Origin of the sequence: Tolypothrix tenuis PCC 7101 (assembly GCF_963874875.1) — a bacterium.
Lineage (GTDB): Bacteria > Cyanobacteriota > Cyanobacteriia > Cyanobacteriales > Nostocaceae > Aulosira > Aulosira tenue.
Window position 1 is genome coordinate 606,481 of the sequence record NZ_CAWNJS010000001.1, and the last position, 22,235, is coordinate 628,715.

Below are 22,235 nucleotides of genomic sequence, written 5' to 3' on the forward strand. Positions count from 1 at the left end.
CATTCTTATGCTAGCCTATCGTTTGTGAATAGAAAGTCTTCCTTGAGCTAAATTCAAAAAGCCTATTCTGCCATCAGTATTTATAGACTTGCCTACAATTATTTGTTGAAAAACTCAAGCAACTTCAAAGGGTTTATTGGCTGAATTCATATTAACGGTAAGCTATACTATCTCATTTTAAGGCTAAGAAGTTGTTTAAAAAGTGATTGGCTGTAATTTTAAGCAGTTATGAATTCCCCCAACCCCCTTGAACAGGGGGCAAAAACCTCTTAAATTTCCCTTTTTAAGGGGGAGCCACTGCGCTCTTAGTGGTTCGCTCTTCAGAGCAAGTGGCGTGGATTTAGGGGGATCTAAAACGTTTTGCTACTAACTAGAGGACTTTTAAAAAATGCTCCAAGATCAATGAAGAGCAACTGCAGATAATTCATAAATTTTATTCAATATCATGGGTACTCAATAGTAATTTCTAGCCTGGCGCGATCGCCAGCTAGCTAGAAGCTCTAATATAGTACTTTTGCACTATTTATATGACCTTTAGGTAGGTTATTGCTTTCCTCCATTTTGAGGTGGTAAATTTCCAGGGTTTATTCAAGATTTATCTTCAGCTATTTGTTCCAGCAAAATTGGGCAAACTAAATCATCAGCAAAGTGCAAAATCGTACAAAGATCAGGGTAACTCTACCAATTTTGTTGAATAAATTGAAATTTTAAAACGTAAAACCTACAACCTGTGTCTTAAACAGGAATCACCCACGATTTTTGGACATTGGAGCCAAATTTTCTATGCCAGATCCCAACATTGGTCGCCTACTTAGCAAACGCTACCAGCTTCAAGAGTTAATTGGTACTGGAGCAATGGGCCGAGTTTATCGTGCTAAGGATGTTTTGTTGGGAGGAGTACCTGTAGCAGTGAAGTTCCTGGCTTTGTCAATTCAAAATGAAAAAATGCGATTGCAAGAACGTTTTGAGACTGAAGCTAAAACTTGTGCCTTACTAGGACAAAAAAGTATTCATATTGTCCGAGTGATGGACTATGGTTTAGACGACAAGAACACACCGTTCTATGTCATGGAATATCTACAAGGAGAAAGTTTAAGCAATATTATTCGCCTACAAAATCTGTCTGTACCACGATTTTTGAGTATGGCGCGTCAGATTTGTTTGGGGTTACAGTGCGCCCATGATGGCATTTTGGTTGATGGCCATATTTATCCAATTATCCATCGCGATATTAAGCCCAGTAATATGTTGGTGATACAAGATGCCAGTTTTGGAGAATTGGTGAAGGTTCTCGATTTTGGGATTGCCAAGTTACTCCAATCAGATGGTAATGTTACTAACTATTATTTAGGGACGTTGGCTTATTCTTCTCCAGAGCAAATGGAGGGTAAAGAATTAGATAATCGCTCTGATATTTATAGTTTGGGCGTGATGATGTTTGAAATGCTCACAGGTAAGATGCCGTTGGTACCAACGACTTCCTCTTTTGGAGCATGGTATAAAGTGCATCGTCATCAAGAGCCAATTGCTTTTGCAGAAGCAGCGCCAGCTTTACAATTACCGAAGGCACTGGAGGATTTAGTTAAGAATTGCCTTGCTAAAGCACCAAGCGATCGCCCGCAAAATATCAGTGAAATCCTCGAGATTTTATCAGATATTGAACACCATTTTCATACGCGCCTGTCTTTACCACAAACTGATGCGGTGGCTGATGTGATGATGGCTAAATCGGAGCCTGAGTCACAAACAAAAGGTAATTCCCAAATATCTGGCGCTAGTAGTGAAATTCCTGCTATCTATTCTTGGCCTAAAAATAAACCAATAGCTGATATTGTCTTTCCCCAACCCATCCGCACTAATGCTGGGGTTGCACCTTCCCTGTGGGTGATGCTACCGCAAGAGGAAATTCAAAAGCGCTTAGTTTGTAAACGTTACAATCAATTTTTATTTATTACTGTTCCCCATCCTATGGCTCTGTGGATTACAGTACTCTACAATCGTCAACATGGTGCTAAATGGTTACCTTACTACCTAGATCTCAAAACTAATCTGGGGCAAGAAATAGCCAATCTCATGGGGCAAACAGGTTCTTATCGCTTGTTATTTTTTGCTAGGGAGTTCCCAGGTAGCTGTTCTCATATGCTAGTTTCTACTATAGCGCCAGCCCAATGTCAAAAGCTGCTAGAGTGGGTCAATAGCAGTCGAGTTATGGTTTCTTCGGCTGAACCGCAAATGAGTAAAACGCTTCTCAAACGCGAGTATGAAAAAATTAAGCCGATGATTCTGGCAAAGCTAGAAGGAATGAATACTAATTCCTGATTTGTAATTTACGTAACTTATGTATTATTAAAAGTGTATCAAATATTTGTGTTAACTTTTGTTAATAAAAATCTATATATAGTTGTAAGTTGTATTTAGAAAAAATATAATGGGCTACGGTAAGACTTGGAGAATCGAATTTTGTATGAATATCTACAAAAAATACATTGTAGTGTTTACAAAGTGAAGTAGATTCTCAAGAAGTATAGATAATTATCCTTATTGGTAGCTGACAGTAAATTAGCTGCGCTAATGTTCATAGTGAATTTAGCCTCAAGGCTCCAATAAATTGTCTTTGTGTTGTCAAGTTTAGAGATTGCCTATCGAAGTTGACGCCCCGGCATCCCCAGCTCCTTTCCTCCTTGGAACCGAGCAAGAGAAGGAGGTCGCCCACTGCGACATTAGAAAAGAATCTATGCCAAAGTGGAGCCTGAATCTAAGCCCCATTGGTGCTTAAGTAACTCTTGGTATGTTGCTTCACGTACTACCATTTGCTCATACAGCTTAACTAAAAAGTCTTTAGCTTGGTCATGGCTCATGTGCTGTACTTGAGTAGCGAAAGAGCGGATGCTGAATTGTTGTTCTAAGGATAATTCGATTGGGTTACTCATATTTAACTCCAAAAAGAAACGCGTAAAGGTTATGTTTGTTTAGGTTGCAGAAGCTGTAAAAGTAAAATCCTTGGGACTGGACTTCGTTACACTTTTGTTCTTCTGATATTAAGAAAGATAACAATTGTTTGACGAATTGCCCACCCCTAATGGATTGATTTTGCCCACTAACTTATGGGTTAGTTTGTGGTTGGCTGATCTACAACCTAAGTCTACTGGTATAGAACCGAAGTCTACCTCGGTAGTTTTCGCTTGTTTTGGCTGTTGATAAACCCTATTGGGTTAAACGCCTCAATTCCCCTACTATCTCGTTTAACACAAGATTAAATGAGAAGTGAAAGGAGTTGGCGTAAATTATATTCGCTATACCGCATTAAGCGCAAGATGTCAATTTGACAAATTGTGCAATTTCCGCATCCTTCTGGTCAGTTGGAAGCTTAAAAACATTTTTATCAAGTAGTAAATAGGAAAAATGCTCAGGCTGAACAATTGCTGAGTATATTTACCAAAAATGGTCAGGAGAACATAGGAAAGGCGAAAGAGGACAAGAAAAACCTTTAACCCTTAGCTATTTACTCTCATTCCCCGTCTACAAATCTTGCTGTTGAAAATTCGGAATTTTAACATAGCAATTTAGGATTTTAGATGATTTTTAGCTTCAGCCGGACTGTGGAGGTAACTAATCTAAAATCTCGAAGCAGTGTTTTTTGTTGGGCTAGTACAGTTCGGCGGAAATAAACCACCGATTTCAAATCAACGAAACCCTTACAGCGTATTCATTTTGAATTTTGAATCAACCTTGCGGTACTAGTATAGTCAATCTCAAAAATGCTCAGGACTGACTCTTGGTGCTGGCGTAGGCTCTAGCAACCCTTATTTTAAGCTAGCTGATGCTTAACATCTGTGTTTGCAACAAAAGCCTTTGAAGCTTCGCTAGCGCACACCTCAAAATTCAAATTGTTTGACTTTGATGTCGTTAATTGTCCTCTACTGCAACGAGCGCGACGGTAATATTATCATGTCCGCCGTGAGCTTTAGCAGCCTCAACTAGAGAGTAAGCAGCCTTATCTAAGACAGAGTTGTCTTGCAGACAGTCAGCAATTTTTTGATCTGCTAATTCTTCTGTGAGACCATCACTGCATAAAAGTAAGCGATCGCCTACCATCAAGTCTATTGGTTGCACGTCAATTTGATGTAAGTCCTCGCGCCCTAAACACCTTGATAAAACATGACGAAAGGGATGAACCCGTGCTTCTTCAAAAGTAATATCGCCTAGTTTAATTGCTCTGGCGACCCAAGTATGATCTTCTGTGATTTGTTCTAAATGTGAGCCGCGCCAGCGATAAAGCCGGGAGTCGCCAACATGGGCGCACCAAGGAGACTCGGATTCTCGGAAAACCACAACTACAGCTGTTGTCCCCATATCAGCACGTTCTGGAGCATTTTGCTGATCCTGCAAAATTGCTTCATTAGCACGCCACAAAGCTTGTACTAGTAATTCTTGAGCAGACTGAGAAGTTTGCCAATTTTGTGCTAAGTAAGCTTGAATTTCTTGCGTAGCGATGCGACTAGCTTCCTCTCCGCCTGCATGACCACCCATCCCATCAGCAACGATACAAAATCGTTTCTCTGGGTCGATATAATATGCATCTTGGTTATTAGAACGAATCAGTCCCGGATCGCTAAGACCCGCGAAGTTAAGTTTCATAAATTTTTACTGCAACATTAATACATACGTTCATAACGTTCGAGACGTAAAAGTAGGCGGATAAGTAGTACTGCGATCGCCGCTGCAATTAAGCCTGCTAATACTGCTAACAATACATAATGATTCACCAATAGAATCGTACCTGAAAGCGTAAATCCACTGACGAGGAGAGCGTAACTAATACCTATCTGAATATTACTTTGTCGCCTCAATAGGCGTTCAGTTTCTAGAGAACGGACTCGCATACGCATGTCACCTCGCTCTAGCTTTTCTAGCGTATCTTCTAGTCTCCGTGGTAGCCCAAAAGCAGTGGTACTAACTTGAACTGCTTGCCGGCTTAATTCGTTGAGGAAGCTATTGCCCTCAGAACCATTCATATCGGTCATCAGCTGCATTGCATATGGTTTAGCAACTTCCATAAAATTAAATTCTGGATCTAAGCCCTTGCCGACTCCCTCAAGAGTAGAAAAAGCTCGCATCACAAAAGTGAAGGTTGCTGGAAATCTAAATGGTTGATTATAAGCTATTTCGTACAGGTCGTCACTGATTGCCGCCACTGATTGATTTTCAAACGGCTTATCCATGAAATTATCCAGCATATACTGGACAGAACGCCGCACTGGCCCCATGTCATCAGTTGGTGCGATCGCTCCTAAATCGATCAGGGATTGGACAACGCGATCGCCATCTTTTTGGGCAATCCCAAACAGCGTTTCCATCAGCCCTTCACGGATGTTAGATTTAATCCGCCCCATCATGCCGAAATCGTAAAATATTAAGTCGCCATTTGGGCCAACAGCTATATTTCCTGGGTGCGGATCGGCATGGAAAAACCCATTATTGAGCAGTTGAATTAGGTATGCTTGGGCACCTTGACGGGCAATCACCTTGCGGTCTAAACCCGCAGCTTCTAATGCTTCATATTGGCTAATTTTGATGCCTGGAACATATTCCAAGCTCAGTACTCGTGACGAAGTATAACGCCAATGTACCCTCGGTACTTTCACCCACTCATAGCCGCGAAAGTTACGCCGAAAACTATCAGCGTTACGACCTTCATTGAGGTAATCAATTTCTTCCCAAAGAATGCGACAACATTCTTCGTAAATTCCGATCCAATCTCGCCCCCGTCCCCATTTAGGATGGTTTTGAAAATAACGGGCAATTCCCTTAAGAATTTGTAAATCTATTTCAAATAATTTTTTCAGTCCTGGACGTTGTACTTTGACAACAACCGCTTCGCCTGTATATAAGACGGCTTTATGTACTTGTCCCAAACTAGCAGCCGCTAGCGGAACCGGATCAAAACTCTGGAACAGTTCCGGAATTTTCTTACCTAGTTCTCGCTCAATAATCGCCTCTACTTGCTCATAACTAAAGGCGGGTACTTTATCTTGTAACTTTGCTAGTTCGTCTACATATTCGACCGGGAAAATATCAGCACGGGTGGAAAATAATTGCCCCACTTTAATAAAGGTAGGCCCTAAATCTAGCAGGGTATTACGAATCCAAATTGCCTGTGCCTTGCGTCTTGCAGCTTGCTTGGCCTCTGTTATGCCACCAGGATAACTCCAAGCTTTGTTGTATCGCCAAAGCTTGAACATTAAGGTCAAAACAAACGACCAAATATCAATAAAACGCCGTCGGCTAGAATAGTTTTCACGATTCCAACGGTAAGCCTTATCTGAATAACCTTTTTCCATATTGTTTGCGTACCGTTGGTTTGTCACCGAATCACTTGGAAGAAAAGACACTCTGATTCCTAAAATGTTTGCGATCAAATGTCATTTGTCCTTTGTCAGGTGTCATTTGTCTCGTGACTAATAACTAATGACTAATGACTAATGACCAATGACTAAAATATGCTTCCTAGTGGATTGTTCGCAGCTTTTACACAGAACTACTACGATACTTTTGTAATTCAGTACGTAATAAAGCGATTTCTGCCCGTAGTTCATCAATCATTGCTTGCAAATCAACAGGGTCAGAGCCACTGGGGCCACGCACTGTAGTAGACTGACCAGTACCAGCAGCCTCAGCTGCACGATTTGCCCGTTCTAGCACCTCATATGTGAACTGGCGCAACTGTTCTCTGGCTTCAGCGTCAAATTTGCCAATTTCACTCAAAGCATCAGTCAAAGCGACTTCTAAGCGTTCGTTTACTACTTCAGCAACTGCTCTCCCGACAAAGAAAGCTTGTAAAAGGGGGTTACTCATAAATTTTTGTTACGTCTCTCCGCAAGAGAATTATAACTTGCTCCCATGCTTTGCGGCTTCTACTTTTGGATTAGGGATTGGGGATTAGGGACTAGGGATTGGGGATGAGGGGGAAAAGGGGAAAGGGGAAAGGGAACAGGGAAATTATTATTACCAATTACCAATTACCAATTACCAATTACCAATTACCCAATTGATGACATTCCAGCAGTTCTTGATAATACTGCTGTGGGGTATTGGGTAAATAGCTTGTGATTTGCAAGGCTTGGTTAGTTAACTTGTAACTTTGAGTAATGTTGATGCGGTTGAGGAAATCTAAATCGTGGGAAATTACCCACAGCGCGCCTTGATACTCGTTGATACCTACTATCATTTGCTCGACAGTTTCGATATCTAAGTTATTAGTCGGCTCATCGAGAATCAATAGGTCAATTTCTGAGATGCTGATAATTGCGATCGCTAATCTGGCTAATTCTCCTCCACTCAACACTGATGCACTTTTGTGAACGTCATCATATTTAAATAAAAAGTGTCCTAGCTGTTGACGCAGCAGTTGATAGCTGAGACTGGGGTTCGCGGCTTGCATATTTTCTAAAATCGTCTGCTGGCGGTTGACTAGTTCATAGGTTTGATCGAGATATACGGCTTTTATGCCTGGTGCGAGTAAAATCTCACCTCCAGCCAAAACTGCTGCTGACTGTTCCATTCCCAGAATGGCTTTGGCGAGAGTCGATTTACCTGAACCATTTGCGCCAACAATTGCTATGCGATCGCCTGTGGTAATATGCAGTTGGATGTTTTGTATCAATAAGCGCTCTGATACCCAAAGATTGGCATCTTGAATATCAATCAAGTTGCGGCGTTTTTGAGCTTTTTCAGCTAATTGAATACTGGTTGCTTTTGTGGTTTTTACTTTAGTATCTGCCACGGTTTGCGTAGCTTTTGCTACTGAGATTTCATGCTTCTTTTTAGCGTTCCCAGAAGCAGCCTCAGCTTTGGTTTTAATCAATCCGGCTGACATCCGATCAATACTACCATTGAGAAACTTAGCACGCCCTTGACGCTGAGATTGCGCGGCGCGTTGCTGTTCTTGCATGGCTGTAGTTTGGACGCGTTTAAGTTCTTTTCTAGCGACTTCATGCGATCGCACTGCGGCTGCTAACTCAATTTCTTTTTGTTGGCGATATTCCGAAAAATTACCTCCATATACTTTCACCCCTTCAGATGTCAGTTCCCAAGTAACTTCTGTTACCTGATTTAAGAAGAAAGGCTTGTGGGAAACAATAATATATGCACCAGCAAAATTTACTAGAAATTGCCTTAAATTTTCTAGCGCTAGTAAATCCATGTGATTTGTGGGTTCATCTAGCAATAGTATGTTTGGTGCTTGAGATAAGCCAATTGCAAGAAATAATTTTGTGAGTTCCCCACCGCTCAAGTTACTTATGGATAATGATAAGTCCAGGTTGGTGTGGAATTGTGTTCGCAAGATTTCCTCAATTTGCCACCATTCATCAGATTTAGAACTTAAGAAATCGAGTACTGTATCTGCGGTAATCTCTTGCTTGATGGTGCTGATTTGGGGTAAATAATAAATATGATGTTTGCACCATACAGAACCATTACTAGGCGTAATTTGCCCTGCAAGTATCTTCAAAAGAGTGGATTTTCCCACACCATTACTACCAACTAAAGCGATGCGATCGCCTGAAGCAATACTTACCTGAACTTTCTCAAATAAAGTCCTGGTTGAACTGAGTTGATAAGCTAAATTATCAGCTAATAATATTGATTTTTTCTGCATTCTTCTCAAACCTCAATTGCCCAACTTCCACCCGTTGATTAATAACAATTCCGGGTAGATTCGGTACACAACAAACCAAGCCGCAGAGAATTTGCTCACGGCTAAATATAGAAAGGGTAAATCACAATATTTTTAGAACATGATTTTTTGAAGTAACCTGTCAAACTGCTTGTGGTGATTATGTTTTGACATTTGTTGCTGGAGTGCAACATGAGGTTGTTACTACTTCATTTCAGCTATCTCGCTAGCGATTTGTAGAGGGTTGATATTGAATACAGTGTAGCACTAATAAATTCCAGAAGGCTCAGAGTTTTTGTCAAAGTATCTGGCTGTGACATTAAACGCTTATTAATACCTACTACCCCCTTGAAAAATAGTGGAAATAGAATTAAATTACAGCATTTTATAAGTGTGATGGCTTGACAAGCTTAAATTCTCAACTAAAATTTTGCCAAAATATGTAAATATACTGGTTTTGCCTGTAAGAAGTTATTTAAGTGACATTGGGTAGGCGTTTCAAAAGTAAAAAAGCTAAGTTAGATATTTAGTGCTTTTGAATACTTTATCTAGCAATTATGAATAACAGTAAAGCGTTATATATTTTATCAAATAAGTCTAAACGCAATTTATCGGCTTTTAACTCACCTGTTAAAAAGTATAAATTGTTAGCAAGAATAGCTTTTGCGTTTTTGAGTTTAGGGTTAGTTAATATTACTCCTAGCCTGATTGCAAATACAGCGACAGCAAACAAAGCACAAACAAAAAAAGTGATTTGTCAATCAAAGAAACTGGGATATGAAGAAGCTTTATTCTTTTACTTAGCAAAACCACAACAAGAATTTAAGAGTGCGGGAGTCATCAATTTATACGAAGATGCAAGGTTGGAAGTACTCGCAAAAGGTATTGAAAATTGGCTATATGTAAAAGTGATTGATTCTGAATCTCCGAAAGATAAATTTTTGGAAGGTTGGGTAAGTTCAGCAGCCCTTAAATGTAACGCGAAAATAGCTGAAGTCAAACCAGCGATGTGCGAAGTAACCGGACTAGTGAAAGGACAGTTAAGTTTACGGCGTACACCAGGCGGAAAAGTTGAAGCTGGTTTAGATAATGGTAACAATGTCACATTATTAATGCGTGACATATCAAGCTTGAATGCTACTCCAACACCCTGGATTAAAGTACGCGTTATCCCAGAATCGAACCCTAAATTAGCAAATAAAGAAGGGTGGATTAATTCTGATTACGTTATCTGTTATAGCAATCAAAGCAATGACGCGATCAATTTTCCTTAAAGTTTATAGCTTGCTTTTCCTTAACGCGCCGTTTTTGATGTCATTGGTAGTGCGTGATTGCTTTAACCATCACGCACCAAAAGGGCTGTATACTTTCAATTGTGATGAGAAATAGCTAGCCTGTGGCAACATTAACGGCGTAAACTATGAATTAATAGACATCGTATAAGGTTCTAAAGTTGTGATTAAGTGAACGTTAAACTCTGCCTCAAATACCGATTTTTTGTAATCTAAACTCCATAGTTCTAAGGCACAGTCATCATCAGGATGGGATGGGAAAATTCGCAGATAAAATTTTATGGTGTGGGGATGATATTCACACTGTACCTTTTCAATAGCGCCAATTTGTCGTCTATCTAAAGCTACTGCCAATCTTAAAAGCGTACTTAATTGGCTAACTATTTGGCGGTGTTGTTTTGTGAGCAAGTTGCGGAAATTCTCGTGCTTTTTCTTGGGTGCAGATTTGCGATGATAGCGCGCTATGTTCGCAATAATTTCGATTTCGCTTTCGGTATAACCGAGTAATTCACTATTGCGAATTAGATAATAAGAATGTTTGTGGTGAGATGAATGGCTGACATGATGACCGCAATTATGTAATATCGCAGCAGCCCATAGTAGTTGTCGTTCTTCCTCGCCCCAGAAGTGTAATTTATTTTGAGTTTGATCAAATATACTTAGGGCAAATTCGGCGACGCGATCGCTATGCTCTAAGTTAATTTGGTATTTATTAGCTTGTTTGAGTACACTACGCTGCCGAATTGAGCTTTGGAAACGCAGTTTATCTTCGATTAAACCGTGGGCTAGCATCCAGTCCACGATTACACCTTCGCGCAAAGAACGCTCACAAGTCGTTATTGATTCAACGCCCAAAAGGGTCATAGCTTCCTGTAATATTACTGCGCCTGCCAGTATAACTTCCGACCGCTTATCTGGCATACCTGGTATCGCAGTGCGTTCAACGTTACTCAGTTTCCGTAGGCGATTTACCCAATCTCTTAAGTCTTTTAAACTTAATTGGTAGCCATTGAGCGTGGAAGGTTCATAACCTAATTTTTCCCTGGCATCGATCAGTGCTAAGGTTTCAATCGTGCCAGAAGTACCTACCAAACGTGGTGATTCCCCAAATTTGAGGTTTGCGATTACCTCTTCTACAGAACGTTCTAACATCCCCCGTGCATAGGCTTGGAGATATTGAAACTCGGCGTTACTGATGGGATCTGTGGTGATTAACTCCCCAGTCAGCCGGACTGCACCAATTTTCGTACTTGTAAGCGTGCGCGGTTCGTTACTATCCCCCAAAACTAATTCTGTAGAACCACCGCCAATATCAATAATCATGTGCGGTTGGTTGTGAAATTCCATCCCCGACAGCACACCCAAATAGATACGCCGCGCTTCCTCTTGTCCAGAAATTAAGTCAACGCTTAAACCTAAATCAACTAGAACTCTGTGTAAAAAATCTTTACCATTAGGTGCTTCGCGCACAGCACTAGTTGCGACAGCCACGATAGTTTCCGCATTGAAAGTTTCGGCAACTGTTTGAAAGCGTCCTAAAGCAGCGATCGCCCTGTCCATCACTTCTGGTTTAAGATTACCTGTAGCCAGATCGCGATCGCCTAGTCTCACAGTTTCTTTTTCTCTGGCAATAATGCTAAAAGCTGGTAGGGTAGCGTCAATTTTTACCACTACCATGTGCAGAGAATTGGTACCTAGGTCAATGGCAGCAATAATCCGATTTTGCTTAAATGTCGGAGTGGGAATGCTCACGTGGTTAGTCGAAACTAAACTTAGCATCTAGTTTTCTCTCTGTTAGTAAGGATAGTAAAAACTGGTGTGTCGGGGTCATAAAGGTTAAGTGAAGATAACTCAACCTTGATCAAGAATATTCACTCTGCTGCTCACAACTAAATTGACCTTTTAGATATATCTAAGGATGCAAGTTTAGGTTGTGTTTTTACAAATAGCAAATAAAGATATTCTATAGATGTAAAGATGTGTGAATTCATCTAGCTAAAGTAATTACTTGATTTTTTGTTTACTTCTATGTTAAGAACGCCAGAAAGCAATTCCGAACCGATATGGCTGATAATTATTCGGCTGTTGCGGTGGCATAAACCAGAAGGGCGATTAATCCTGATGATTCCTGCACTGTGGGCTGTGTTTTTAGCCGCAGCAGGTAAACCACCTTTGCCTTTAGTTGGCGTAATTATTTTGGGTACTCTCGCCACCAGTGCGGCTGGATGTGTTGTCAATGATTTGTGGGATCGGGATATCGATCCCGAAGTAGAAAGAACTCGCGATCGCCCCCTAGCTGCCCGTACACTTTCAATTAAAGTCGGAATTGTTGTCGGCTTAGTGGCGCTGGCTTGTGCCGCAGTTTTGGCGTTTTATCTTAATCCTTTAACTTTTTGGTTATCAGCAGCAGCAGTTCCCGTTATTTTGCTATATCCAGGCGCGAAACGAGTTTTTCCCGTACCGCAATTAGTCCTTTCAATTGCTTGGGGTTTTGCTGTCTTAATTAGCTGGAGTGCAGTTACACAAAATATTTCCCAACCAACTTGGCTACTTTGGGGTGCAACTGTACTGTGGACATTGGGATTTGATACTGTATATGCAATGAGCGATAAGGAAGATGATCGGCGAATTGGTGTTAATTCTAGCGCTCTATTTTTTGGTGATTACGCACCTTTAGCCATTGCTATTTTCTTTGTCGGCACAATTGCTTTACTGGCTTACTTAGGAGTTGTGATTCACCTTCACCTAGCATTTTGGATTAGCTTAGTAATTGCCACAATTGGCTGGGTTTGGCAATCAATCAAGTTAAGTAAACCAAATTTACCCAACCCTATTTATGGCAAGATGTTCCGTCAAAATGTCTGGATTGGTTTTATCTTATTGGGTGGAATGATTGCTGGCTGTTTCTAAGTTCTGATTTTTTGATATTTACCAAGGGGGTGAAAGAGCTATCTTTAATTAGCCTTTTCACCCCCTAAATAATGATTATTTTGCTGAAATTGATGCCAAAGTTAATTTTTATTTTCCTCTACTACAACTAACAGTCCTTCTTTATATGCCTTTCGGAGTGCGATCGCTTCTGCTACTATTTGTTGAGCGCTCAAACCTTCTGTATCAATCATGCTTTGCAGAGCCATCCCTGTATGCTCATCTTGCTCATGAATGGCGGGTATTTGGCAATATCTGCCACCATTCTTTGTTCGCCGCCAAATACTGGGTTTTTCTGGTTTTGGTTCTCTAGGAGTGCGTTTTTGTTTGACTAGAGAACGCACAGCTTCTTGAGTAATAGCCCTTAAGTCAAAAAGAGCCTCTATTACTGATTTATATTTATTACTATTATTTGCTAGCTGATAGACGGTCAATGGTTCAATCTGTGCCAAATCCTGGGGTGAAAATTCACCAAATACGGCTGCAATCTTCAGATATCTCTTTTCTTCACCTTTCCAGCCTTGTTCAAGTAATAACTGTTTATACTGTCTTAATGAAAGCTTTTGTTTTTGTTCAGCTAACCAAAAGGCATGATGTAAAATTGTTTTAGTAACATCAGCTAGGGAAAGTAGGGAAAATTCTTCTCCACTAGCATTTTTTAAAGCATTAGCTTTTTCTTGGGCGTATTGCTCAAACTCAGATTTTTTAACTACTTTAGAGTCAACCGGAGCGGGAATTACAGTCTGCACTTGTGCGATCATGATGTTGACCTCCTAAAAACTCCCCAATATTGCACAACAAATCAACCGCCTTGGGTAATTACTAGAAGGCGATGTCTAACGTTAAGCTGCATAGCAGCTACGCACTCAAGTTGCTGAAAGTTGGGAATTAAAGTTGCTTACTAGAACAATTGTACTACTTATAACCAAATAAGAATCCCCAAACATACCCAAATTTTCGCAGAGGTGATGAAAGGTTTATACATGGGGATTGGGGACTGGGGATTGGGGACTGGGTACTGGGTACTGGGGAAGATAAGGAAGAGTAGCTTTTAACTTTTGTAGAGAGGCGATTAATCGCGTCTGTTTGACTTTTGATTTTAAGCCCTTATTTAGATTCGCTGGCGGCGGATTTGAGAAGAATATTTAACAGCCCATTCATGCATAGCGTTGAGAATGGGTTGCAAGCTTTCGCCTAAAGCTGTGAGTGAATATTCTACTTTCGGGGGAATTTGGGGATAAACTTCACGATGGATAATACCATCCTCTTCCATTTCCCTTAGCTGTTGGGTAAGCATCTTTTGCGTAATACCATGTAATGCCCTTTGTAACTCACCAAAGCGTTTTACACCTGACATCAGTTCTCTAATAATTAAAACTTTCCAACGTCCACCAATCACCTCTAATGTAAGTTCTACTTCACAAGTTAGTCTGGTAGAGTTTTCTGCTTGAGTTTCCATAATTTGTCATTGGGTGTTTGGTAATGGGTAATTGGTAATTGGTAATTGGTGTTTGTTATTTTTTCCCCCTGCTCCCTGCTCCCTGCTCCCCTGCTTTTTCCCAGTCCCCAGTCCCTAATCACCAATCCCCCGATATGTGATTGTAAACGCTGCCCAATAATAGGGATGATTGTATAGTTTTTGTTCTGGGGACAGTTTACTGCTTCTGTACATTTGTGTGGCTACATGAGTCCTAATTCTTAAATCTTCAGGATGGAGATTATTGAGTAAATCTTCATACCATTTTGTCAGGTCTCTGGCAGTTAGTTCTCTCAACCAAGTTGTGACTTCAGCTAATGTATTGACTGCTGGTTGATCTGGTTGTAGTCGTCGGTAAAATTCTAAGACCACTAAATCATTAGCTACTGATTCTACAGTCCATAAAGTACTTAAAACTTGGGATACTCCAACATGTAGAAAAGCATTAATTAAACTTACATACTCACTAGTAATAGGATGATTATTATTAGTTGTAATTTCGCAAGCTGATAGGTTAACTAGGTTGTAACTTACTAAAGATGGTTGACTAATTTCTGCTAAAGTCAGCTTATCTTCACCTGCTAAAACTAGTTCCGATTTTTGCGGTTCACTAAAGTTGTTAATGACATGACCTGTAAAATGGAAAATATGATAATTATCAGTTAGAGCATTTTTAACGATGTGTTTATCTGCTTGTATGCCTTGGATGCGGTAGGAATTAGGGAATATATGATTAACAATTTCTGATTGCAGTTTGGCGAATTTTAATGGGGGATAATCTGTGCTGTGGGGATGTTCAACGCTGAGTAGTACTTGATTATGTTTATCACCAATAATTTCTGGTTTGATGGATAACCCTATTTGGACGCTTGGTAAGTAGCTAATTGTGAAATTCGATTCTAAATTTGATAAGTATTCTGATTGATTAGAGCCGGAAAATAGGGCATGGAGAGGCAATCTTTGTAAATCGCGGTGAGGAATTAAAATTAGCTGGGTAATTCCTTCCAATTCCTGAATAATACTAGGAATATTGAGAATATCTTTTAGCTCTGATAGCCTTTGCTCCATATCCATTCGCCAGGAATGGTGGATTTGATTTTGTTTATCTTCAGAGAGGCTACTATATTCTTGATATTGTTGATTCCAATCTTCTAACCAATCTTCAAAGGTAATTAAACGTCTGACTCCTTCTGGTAGAGGTAATTCTTGTAAACGTGAGGCTGTTCTTCCTAAGTTAAATACACCTGTATCTTGCATAGGTGTAAATATGAGGATGGGTGAAGGCGCTTGATCCTTCAATACAAATGTGTGTACTGAAGCTGGACTAATATGCCAGTAAATAATTGCTGTTTGAGGATTTAATAGCAGTTGAACTTCAGAATAGCTGATTGATGCAATTTCTTCTTGCCAACCATCAAGCTGCCAAGTTAAACAAGCATTTTTCGCTTGTTCGGCAATTTCCCAAGCTTCTACTAAATCACCATACTCTACGGCTAAATCCACAATTAATTGCCGCAAGCCAGCAAATCTTAAAGCTAACTGCTTTTTACTGTCATCGGGACGGGTGGAATCAGTGAGTAATTCTCTTAATAAATCGGTGCTGTATTGCAGTAAGTCTTGAGCTTGTGCTGTTTGTCCCAAACCGACAAGGGTTTTGATCAGGGATTGCAACACTTCTAAATGCAACTGCGGAAAATCTTCACTAGTCAGAGTTAATAGTGCCTGATTATACTCTGCTACCGCTTTTTGCCAAGGAGTGCGGCTAGCTGCATTTTTCTTACCGTAATCGTAATGAGTATTAGCGATCGCTAAATGCAATCTGCCCCAACCTTCGGGGTGAGTGTCTGGGCGGACATATTTCAAGCCTGCTTCGTAACTAGCTATTTTCCCTTCATAGCCAGTTTGCTTCAAGGCGGAACTGGTATCTGTAATTTTCGTGAATAAACCGGAAAGTGCATCTACATTCACTAAATTACCCGCAGCCGTTCCCCGCCCAATCCAAGCTTCCCAGTAATCTTGTTTGATTTCTAAAGCACTATCGTAGGAAGCGATCGCATCAGCATAGCGTCCTAAATAAAACAAGGCGACTGCTTGGTTATACCAGGCTAAATGGAATTCGGGGTTGATGGCGATCGCTTTCTTGTAGGAGTTGATCGCTTCTTCGCGTCTACCTAAATTATCTAAAGCGACACCGCGGTTATACCAAGCTAAGTAGAAATCGTTGTGAATCGAGAGGGCTTTGTCCCAGGAGGCGATCGCTTCTGACCATTGTTTTAAATTAAATAGGACTACGCCGCGATCAATCCAAACTTCATAGTAATCGGGGTCAATTTCTAAAGCTTTATCGTAGGAAGCGATCGCTTCTTCATGTTGTTCGTTAATACCTAGCGCTATACCTCGGTAATACCAGTTTTCTTGGTCTTGTGGTTCCAAAGCTAAGGCTTGGTCGTAACTTTCTATGGCTTCCCATAACAGCCCTAACTTCATTAATGCTAAACCCCGTCTAGCCCAAGCTTCTGAAAAATCGGGTTTGATGGCAATTACTCGCTCAAAGGAGACAATCGCCTCATCGAATTGCCCTAATTCTCCGAGAATTCCCCCCCGGTTATACCAAGCTTTGTAGTAATCGGGACGTAGTTCTATGGCTCTGTCGTAGGATGCGATCGCTTCATTAAAATGTTCTAAATGAAACAGTGTCAAACCCCGGTTAAACCAGTATTCATCAACATGGGGTTTCAGTTCTATGGCTGCATCATAAGAAGCGATCGCACCTAATAAATCGCCCGTTCTCGCTTGTTGCAAACCTTGATAAAACCATGCTTGCGCCCGATCAATTTGGGGCTGGGGTATGATTTGCGAACTTTGGCGTTGAATGGCTAGTTCCGAAGCCAGTTCTTGAACTAAGGAAGTACTTTGATCTAACCTGACTAACAACTCATCCAAAGCTTGAGCGACGTTAGGCTCTAATTTGGCTAAAGATTTGTCCCATGTCGGCGCTTCGGAAATTTCGGTGGGTTGCTCCTCTGCTGGCGGAACCAGACTAATATCTTCCTCTGGTGGCGTGGGAGTAGTTACTTCTGCTACTGGGGTGTGCAGAGGTTCTTCAGGAAGCGGATTTAAATCAGTAACCGGCGTGATGATTTCTGTGTCTGTTTCTTCATCATCAGGCGGTTCTAAGAACAGATCAAATAAATTGGCGATCGCATCATCTTCTGAAGGATTGAGGATAGCGGCTTTTGTAGCAGCATCTTCGCCGTCATATTCCCATAAAACTTCGCCAATATTGCCTGTCCATGCTTCTTCCACAGACATCATCTCAGGTATGGGAATTGTGGATTCAGTATCTTCCTCCTCATAATCCCATAACCTCTCGCCCAAGTTGCGGATCAATTCTTGTCCTGGAGTATTGTGAAAATTATCTTCAGGGGTAGTGCTTTCCATGCCCAGACGACGATCAAAATCGTCAATTGCTTCATAACTACTTGCGGAGTTACGCTTCAACAAAGTCAAACCAATGTCATAAGCAAGTTCTCCAATTCTGCCAACACCTAGTTCACCCAGTTGGATCATTCGCCCTGCTATTTGCTGGTTGGGTGCTGGGGAATTTAACAATCTTTCACCAAAATTCAGCAACCAATCGATCCAGCGTTCATCAGAAATCCGATGTTCCATCCGTTGCAGGTACTTCAGCGCCCACTGACGGCCTCTGGCTTGATGCACACCTTCCAGCAGCTGGGTAAACAACAGTTCTAGATCCGCATTGGTCAGTTCCGGTGGTGACTTTGCCACCCCGTATCCCCTTGCGGTATTTCGAGAACCAGCTTGTTGATTACTAAAAGGAAGCTGGAACAAGTTTTTTAGCCATTCAATTAGACGCCTGAGCATCTGTCACACTCTTGGATTTTTATTTAACCTAGATTGTAGCCATCGTTGTGTTAAAAAGATCATGAATTACGTAAAAACTCATGAGTACAATTACAAAAACTTTATGATCCTCGGCGGTAACAATATTTTCATCTGAGTATTCATGATTCTGTTGCTTCTGTAGCTGCTTGTTCTGTAGCTGCTTGATTAGCAGCATGGTATTGATTAATCAATTCTTGAATGATGACTTGTGGATCGGTCGTCTCCAGCCCTAGTTGTTGGGCAACTTGCTGGCATAAATTTTCATCTTGCTGCATCATTACAAACAACTGTTCTAAAGTAACAGTTTCGTAGGCTTCTGTTGAATTATTTTCGGCTGTGGCTGTTGCAGTTGCTACAGAGTCGATTTCTGGGGGTGGTGAGGGGTTGGTAGCATCTGGCCCATCATATTCCCAAATTGGTTCGCCTTGATTGCGTGTCAACAATTGCATCCCGATATCATAGGCAACATCTCCTACCTCACCAACGCCTAAATCACCCAATTGCACTAACCGTGCTGCCATTTCATTATTAGGTGTAGGGGCTGCTAGTAATCTTTCGCCCAACCGTCGCAACCACTCTATCCAACGTTCTGTAGGGATGCGATTTTCAATATTATGTAGCCACTTTTGTGCCCATGCTTGACCGCGTGCTTGGTGGACTCCTTCCAACAATTCGTTGAACAGAAATTCTAAATCGGTATCGCTGAGTGTTGGTGGTGGTTGTTTGGGAACCTCTGCACGCACTTGCGGGCGAGTTTTTTTACGTCCAAACAAGCCCTGAAACAAGTCTTTCAGCCATTGAACTAACCTCCTGAGCATTTGCTGCATGATTGTATCTCCTCCCCTTGGTGCCGCAAAGTCCTAGATGACGGAATTCATCGCCGCTTGATTCTGGACTTTTTTGAGTTTGATTACCCTAAGAATTTTAGTGATCGGTGTTGATTAAGTAACTGGTTCACTGGGCAAAATGGAGCTATGGCAAATAACTATAACCATCCACTTTGTAAATTCATTTGCAGTACTGGTGGCGGACTGGGCTTATCTAGCCTGAATCCGTCATCATTTTAAACACCCTACCGATGCACAGAGCTAAAAGCAATATATTGCTTTTAGGCGTGATGACTTTTTTAAAGTAGCCCTATTTAGACTAAACCTGGGTATCTATCGAGTAAATTAATCTTTTGTTCAGATTTTTCTTAAGTGTTTAGGCGATCGCACTGTACTATAGCGTTAATCTGCAAAACTTTCTAGAACTCATCGTTAAACGCCAAAGTTCCATCCCAGAGCAACCTATGGTGCAGTTCTGGTAGTCTACAATAGTAAAATCTTCAACTCTACTGGGTGCTATCCTCTTATGTCTTACGAACCCCTGCACCATAAGTATCGCCCAAAGAGTTTTGCGGAATTAGTCGGACAAGAGGCGATCGCTACTACCCTCACAAATGCGATCAACTCAGCTAAAATCGCCCCCGCCTATTTGTTCACTGGCCCTAGAGGTACAGGCAAAACTTCCAGCGCGCGTATTCTTGCCAAATCCCTCAATTGTCTGGCGAGTGGTAAGCCCACTGCTCAACCTTGTGGTAAGTGTGATGTCTGTCAGGGAATTACTCAAGGCTACTCTTTGGATGTGATTGAAATTGACGCAGCCAGCAATACTGGTGTCGATAATATTCGAGAAATTATTGAAAAAGCGCAGTTTGCTCCTGTGCAGTGTCGCTACAAGGTATATGTCATCGACGAATGTCTAACTGGCGACTCTTTAGTCTTAACTGATGAAGGACTCGTCAGAATTGACGACCCTACTATTCAGGGCAAAAAAGTTTTAAGTTACAACGAATTATCAGGGAATTGGGAATTTAAACCTGTTGTACGGTGGTTAGACCAAGGAAAACGTCAAACCTTGGTTATCAAGACAACTCATGGAGAAATTAGATGTACTGGCAATCATTTAATTAGGACAGATCGGGGATGGATAGCAGCAAGGGACGTAAAAGAAGGAGTGAAGATACTATCGCCTGTGAATGTGGATGCGGTAGCCTCATTTACAAATTCGGCACGGATGGACGCATTCGTCGATTTGCCTCAGGACACCAATTTAAAGGTAATCTCTCTAACTCAATCCCGACAATGGAATACAAGTTTGGCAACGGTAGAATCTGTCCACCTCGCTGGGGTTGAGCCAGTTTATGACATTGAAGTTGAAGATAATCACAACTTTGTAGCTAATGGGCTTTTGGTGCATAATTGCCATATGCTCAGTACTCAGGCATTCAATGCGTTATTAAAGACACTAGAAGAACCGCCTAAACACGTAGTGTTCGTCTTGGCAACAACTGACCCCCAGCGAGTATTGCCGACAATTATCTCTCGCTGTCAAAGGTTTGATTTTAGACGTATTAACTTAGAGGCGATGGTCAAGCATTTAAGCGCGATCGCCCAAAAAGAAAATATTAATATTTCTCTAGATGCTGTAACTTTAGTTGCCCAAATTGCTCAGGGGGGATTGCGAGATGCAGAAAGTCTCCTCGACCAATTAGCGCTATTATCTGGTGAAGTTACACCGGATAGAGTTTGGGATTTGGTTGGTTCTGTCAGCGAACGGGACTTAGTAGTATTGTTAAGTGCGATCGCTCAGGATAATGCCGAAGCAGTTTTAGATTGCACTCGTAAAATTTTAGATCGCGGTCGAGAACCATTAACTATTTTGCAAAATCTCGCTGCTTCTTACCGTGATTTACTCATCGCCAAGACTGCACCCAACCGTCAAGATTTAGTTGCTTGTACTCAACAAACCTGGCAAGCCTTAATTGCATTGGCTCAGAAGCTAGAAGCCAGCACAATTTTAGCAGGACAGAAAAATTTACGCGAAGCAGAAGTACAAATCAAAAACACTACCCAACCACGTTTGTGGTTAGAAGTGACATTGCTGGGATTATTACCCAGTGCCAACATTCCAGTGCAAGCCACCAACACGCCACCCAGTAGAGTCAGCACACCAGTCACAAATTATCCCTCCTCACCTCCCTTATCTCCCCCACCTTCCTCATCTCCCCCAATTTCCCCAATCCCACAGCCAGCAAATAACATCTCTGCTCCTGCTCAAGCAGTATCATCACCCCAGCAGTCAGAAAATATTTCTCATCCTCAACAAGCACCTCAAGTATCGCCACCACCAACAGCAAATAACTCTGTTCCTCAGGCACATACTCAGCAACAGCCACTAAGCACACCTGTACAACCAGCATCTTCTGGTGCAGATGTTGCAGAAGTCGTGGAAACAACACAGTCTGACTTAGCTCAAATTTGGCAGCAAGTACTAGGTTGTTTGTTAAATCCTGGCAGTCAGGCTTTATTCAAGCAACATGGGCAATTATTAAGTATCAATGATGGTTTAGCTCAAGTAGGAATGCCACCAGCACTAGTGAAGTTTGCTCAACCCAAAACGGTGGAAGTTGAAGCAGCGTTTGAGCGAGTTTACCAAAAGAAAGTAAAAGTTACTTGGGTTTCCAACCAATCGCGGAATGGGGCCAGTAATGGAAGTAGTGTAGCTTCACCCAAAGATTCTACTCGTGTTCAGCAACCACCTACCCCCAGGTACAACAACCAAAACACACCAGTAGCGCCGATACCGCAGCCTGAAACCCCGAAAGCACCACCAGTGACACCACCAGCACCCATACCAGCGCCAGCAAGAACTGAGTCAGCAGCTACAGGTAGAGGTGGTGTCCAAACTTTGCCACCACCAACCCCTACACCTGCACCACCCCCTAGCGAATGGGAAACGGATGAAGTTGCGATCGCAGCTCAACGATTAGCAGAATTTTTCCAAGGACAAATCATTCGTCTATCAGACGATGCTTTAGATTTTGGCGGTACTATTGCTGATTCTGGCTTAATGGATGAAGCAGATATTGATGATTAAGAAAGCAGACAGGGACAAGGGACAAGGGACAAGG

General features: G+C 41.5%; 14 protein-coding genes. 4 read left to right on the forward strand and 10 right to left on the reverse strand.

Annotation, left to right across the window (positions count from 1 at the left end):
- The first annotated feature begins 783 nt into the window (after window positions 1–783).
- Window positions 784–2,319, forward strand: a complete 1,536-nt coding sequence (locus AACU25_RS02485) for a serine/threonine protein kinase (RefSeq protein WP_096573764.1) — start codon at window positions 784–786, stop codon at window positions 2,317–2,319.
- Window positions 2,320–2,732: 413 nt separating this feature from the next.
- Here the strand turns inward: AACU25_RS02485 and AACU25_RS02490 are convergent, their stop codons facing one another.
- From AACU25_RS02490 to abc-f, 5 genes are all read right to left on the reverse strand, one after another.
- The gene (locus AACU25_RS02490) at window positions 2,733–2,930 is read right to left on the reverse strand and encodes an NblA/ycf18 family protein (protein WP_045869015.1); all 198 of its coding nucleotides are present in this window, start codon (window positions 2,928–2,930) and stop codon (window positions 2,733–2,735) included.
- A gap of 976 nt (window positions 2,931–3,906) precedes the next feature.
- Window positions 3,907–4,638 (reverse strand): Stp1/IreP family PP2C-type Ser/Thr phosphatase, encoded by a 732-nt coding sequence (locus AACU25_RS02495; RefSeq protein WP_096573765.1) that lies wholly within the window; start codon window positions 4,636–4,638, stop codon window positions 3,907–3,909.
- A 17-nt stretch (window positions 4,639–4,655) separates the two neighbouring features.
- The gene (locus AACU25_RS02500) at window positions 4,656–6,341 is read right to left on the reverse strand and encodes an AarF/UbiB family protein (protein ID WP_096573766.1); all 1,686 of its coding nucleotides are present in this window, start codon (window positions 6,339–6,341) and stop codon (window positions 4,656–4,658) included.
- 187 nt (window positions 6,342–6,528) lie between these two features.
- The gene (locus tag AACU25_RS02505; RefSeq protein WP_096573767.1) at window positions 6,529–6,855 is read right to left on the reverse strand and encodes a DUF6825 family protein; all 327 of its coding nucleotides are present in this window, start codon (window positions 6,853–6,855) and stop codon (window positions 6,529–6,531) included.
- 178 nt (window positions 6,856–7,033) lie between these two features.
- Window positions 7,034–8,659: a ribosomal protection-like ABC-F family protein gene (gene abc-f, locus AACU25_RS02510; protein WP_096573768.1), complete on the reverse strand. Its 1,626-nt coding sequence runs from the start codon at window positions 8,657–8,659 to the stop codon at window positions 7,034–7,036.
- 575 nt (window positions 8,660–9,234) lie between these two features.
- Here abc-f and AACU25_RS02515 point away from each other — a divergent pair.
- Window positions 9,235–9,951 carry a hypothetical protein gene (locus AACU25_RS02515; protein ID WP_096573769.1) on the forward strand — a complete coding sequence of 239 codons (717 nt, stop codon included), beginning with the start codon at window positions 9,235–9,237 and terminating at the stop codon, window positions 9,949–9,951.
- A gap of 144 nt (window positions 9,952–10,095) precedes the next feature.
- On the opposite strand, the gene AACU25_RS02520 is transcribed toward AACU25_RS02515, so the two are convergent.
- Window positions 10,096–11,748, reverse strand: a complete 1,653-nt coding sequence (locus AACU25_RS02520; protein ID WP_096573770.1) for a Ppx/GppA phosphatase family protein — start codon at window positions 11,746–11,748, stop codon at window positions 10,096–10,098.
- 249 nt (window positions 11,749–11,997) lie between these two features.
- Here AACU25_RS02520 and AACU25_RS02525 point away from each other — a divergent pair, with 249 nt between their 5' ends.
- The gene (locus AACU25_RS02525; protein WP_096573771.1) at window positions 11,998–12,879 is read left to right on the forward strand and encodes a 4-hydroxybenzoate solanesyltransferase; all 882 of its coding nucleotides are present in this window, start codon (window positions 11,998–12,000) and stop codon (window positions 12,877–12,879) included.
- A 101-nt stretch (window positions 12,880–12,980) separates the two neighbouring features.
- Here the strand turns inward: AACU25_RS02525 and AACU25_RS02530 are convergent, their stop codons facing one another.
- The 4 genes from AACU25_RS02530 to AACU25_RS02545 all read right to left on the reverse strand — a co-directional run bounded on the left by AACU25_RS02530 (window position 12,981) and on the right by AACU25_RS02545 (window position 19,098).
- Entirely contained in the window at window positions 12,981–13,658 is a 678-nt protein-coding gene (locus tag AACU25_RS02530; protein WP_096573772.1) for a hypothetical protein, read from the reverse strand.
- Between the two features lie 350 nt (window positions 13,659–14,008).
- Window positions 14,009–14,356 carry a winged helix-turn-helix transcriptional regulator gene (locus AACU25_RS02535; protein WP_096573773.1) on the reverse strand — a complete coding sequence of 116 codons (348 nt, stop codon included), beginning with the start codon at window positions 14,354–14,356 and terminating at the stop codon, window positions 14,009–14,011.
- 114 nt (window positions 14,357–14,470) lie between these two features.
- Window positions 14,471–18,259 carry a CHAT domain-containing protein gene (locus tag AACU25_RS02540; protein WP_096573774.1) on the reverse strand — a complete coding sequence of 1,263 codons (3,789 nt, stop codon included), beginning with the start codon at window positions 18,257–18,259 and terminating at the stop codon, window positions 14,471–14,473.
- Between the two features lie 140 nt (window positions 18,260–18,399).
- The gene (locus AACU25_RS02545) at window positions 18,400–19,098 is read right to left on the reverse strand and encodes a hypothetical protein (protein ID WP_096583439.1); all 699 of its coding nucleotides are present in this window, start codon (window positions 19,096–19,098) and stop codon (window positions 18,400–18,402) included.
- 535 nt (window positions 19,099–19,633) lie between these two features.
- On the opposite strand from AACU25_RS02545, the gene dnaX reads away from it, so the two are divergent.
- Complete coding sequence (gene dnaX / locus AACU25_RS02550) at window positions 19,634–22,201, forward strand: DNA polymerase III subunit gamma/tau (protein ID WP_096573775.1); 2,568 nt, start codon at window positions 19,634–19,636, stop codon at window positions 22,199–22,201.
- Window positions 22,202–22,235: the final 34 nt, after the last annotated feature.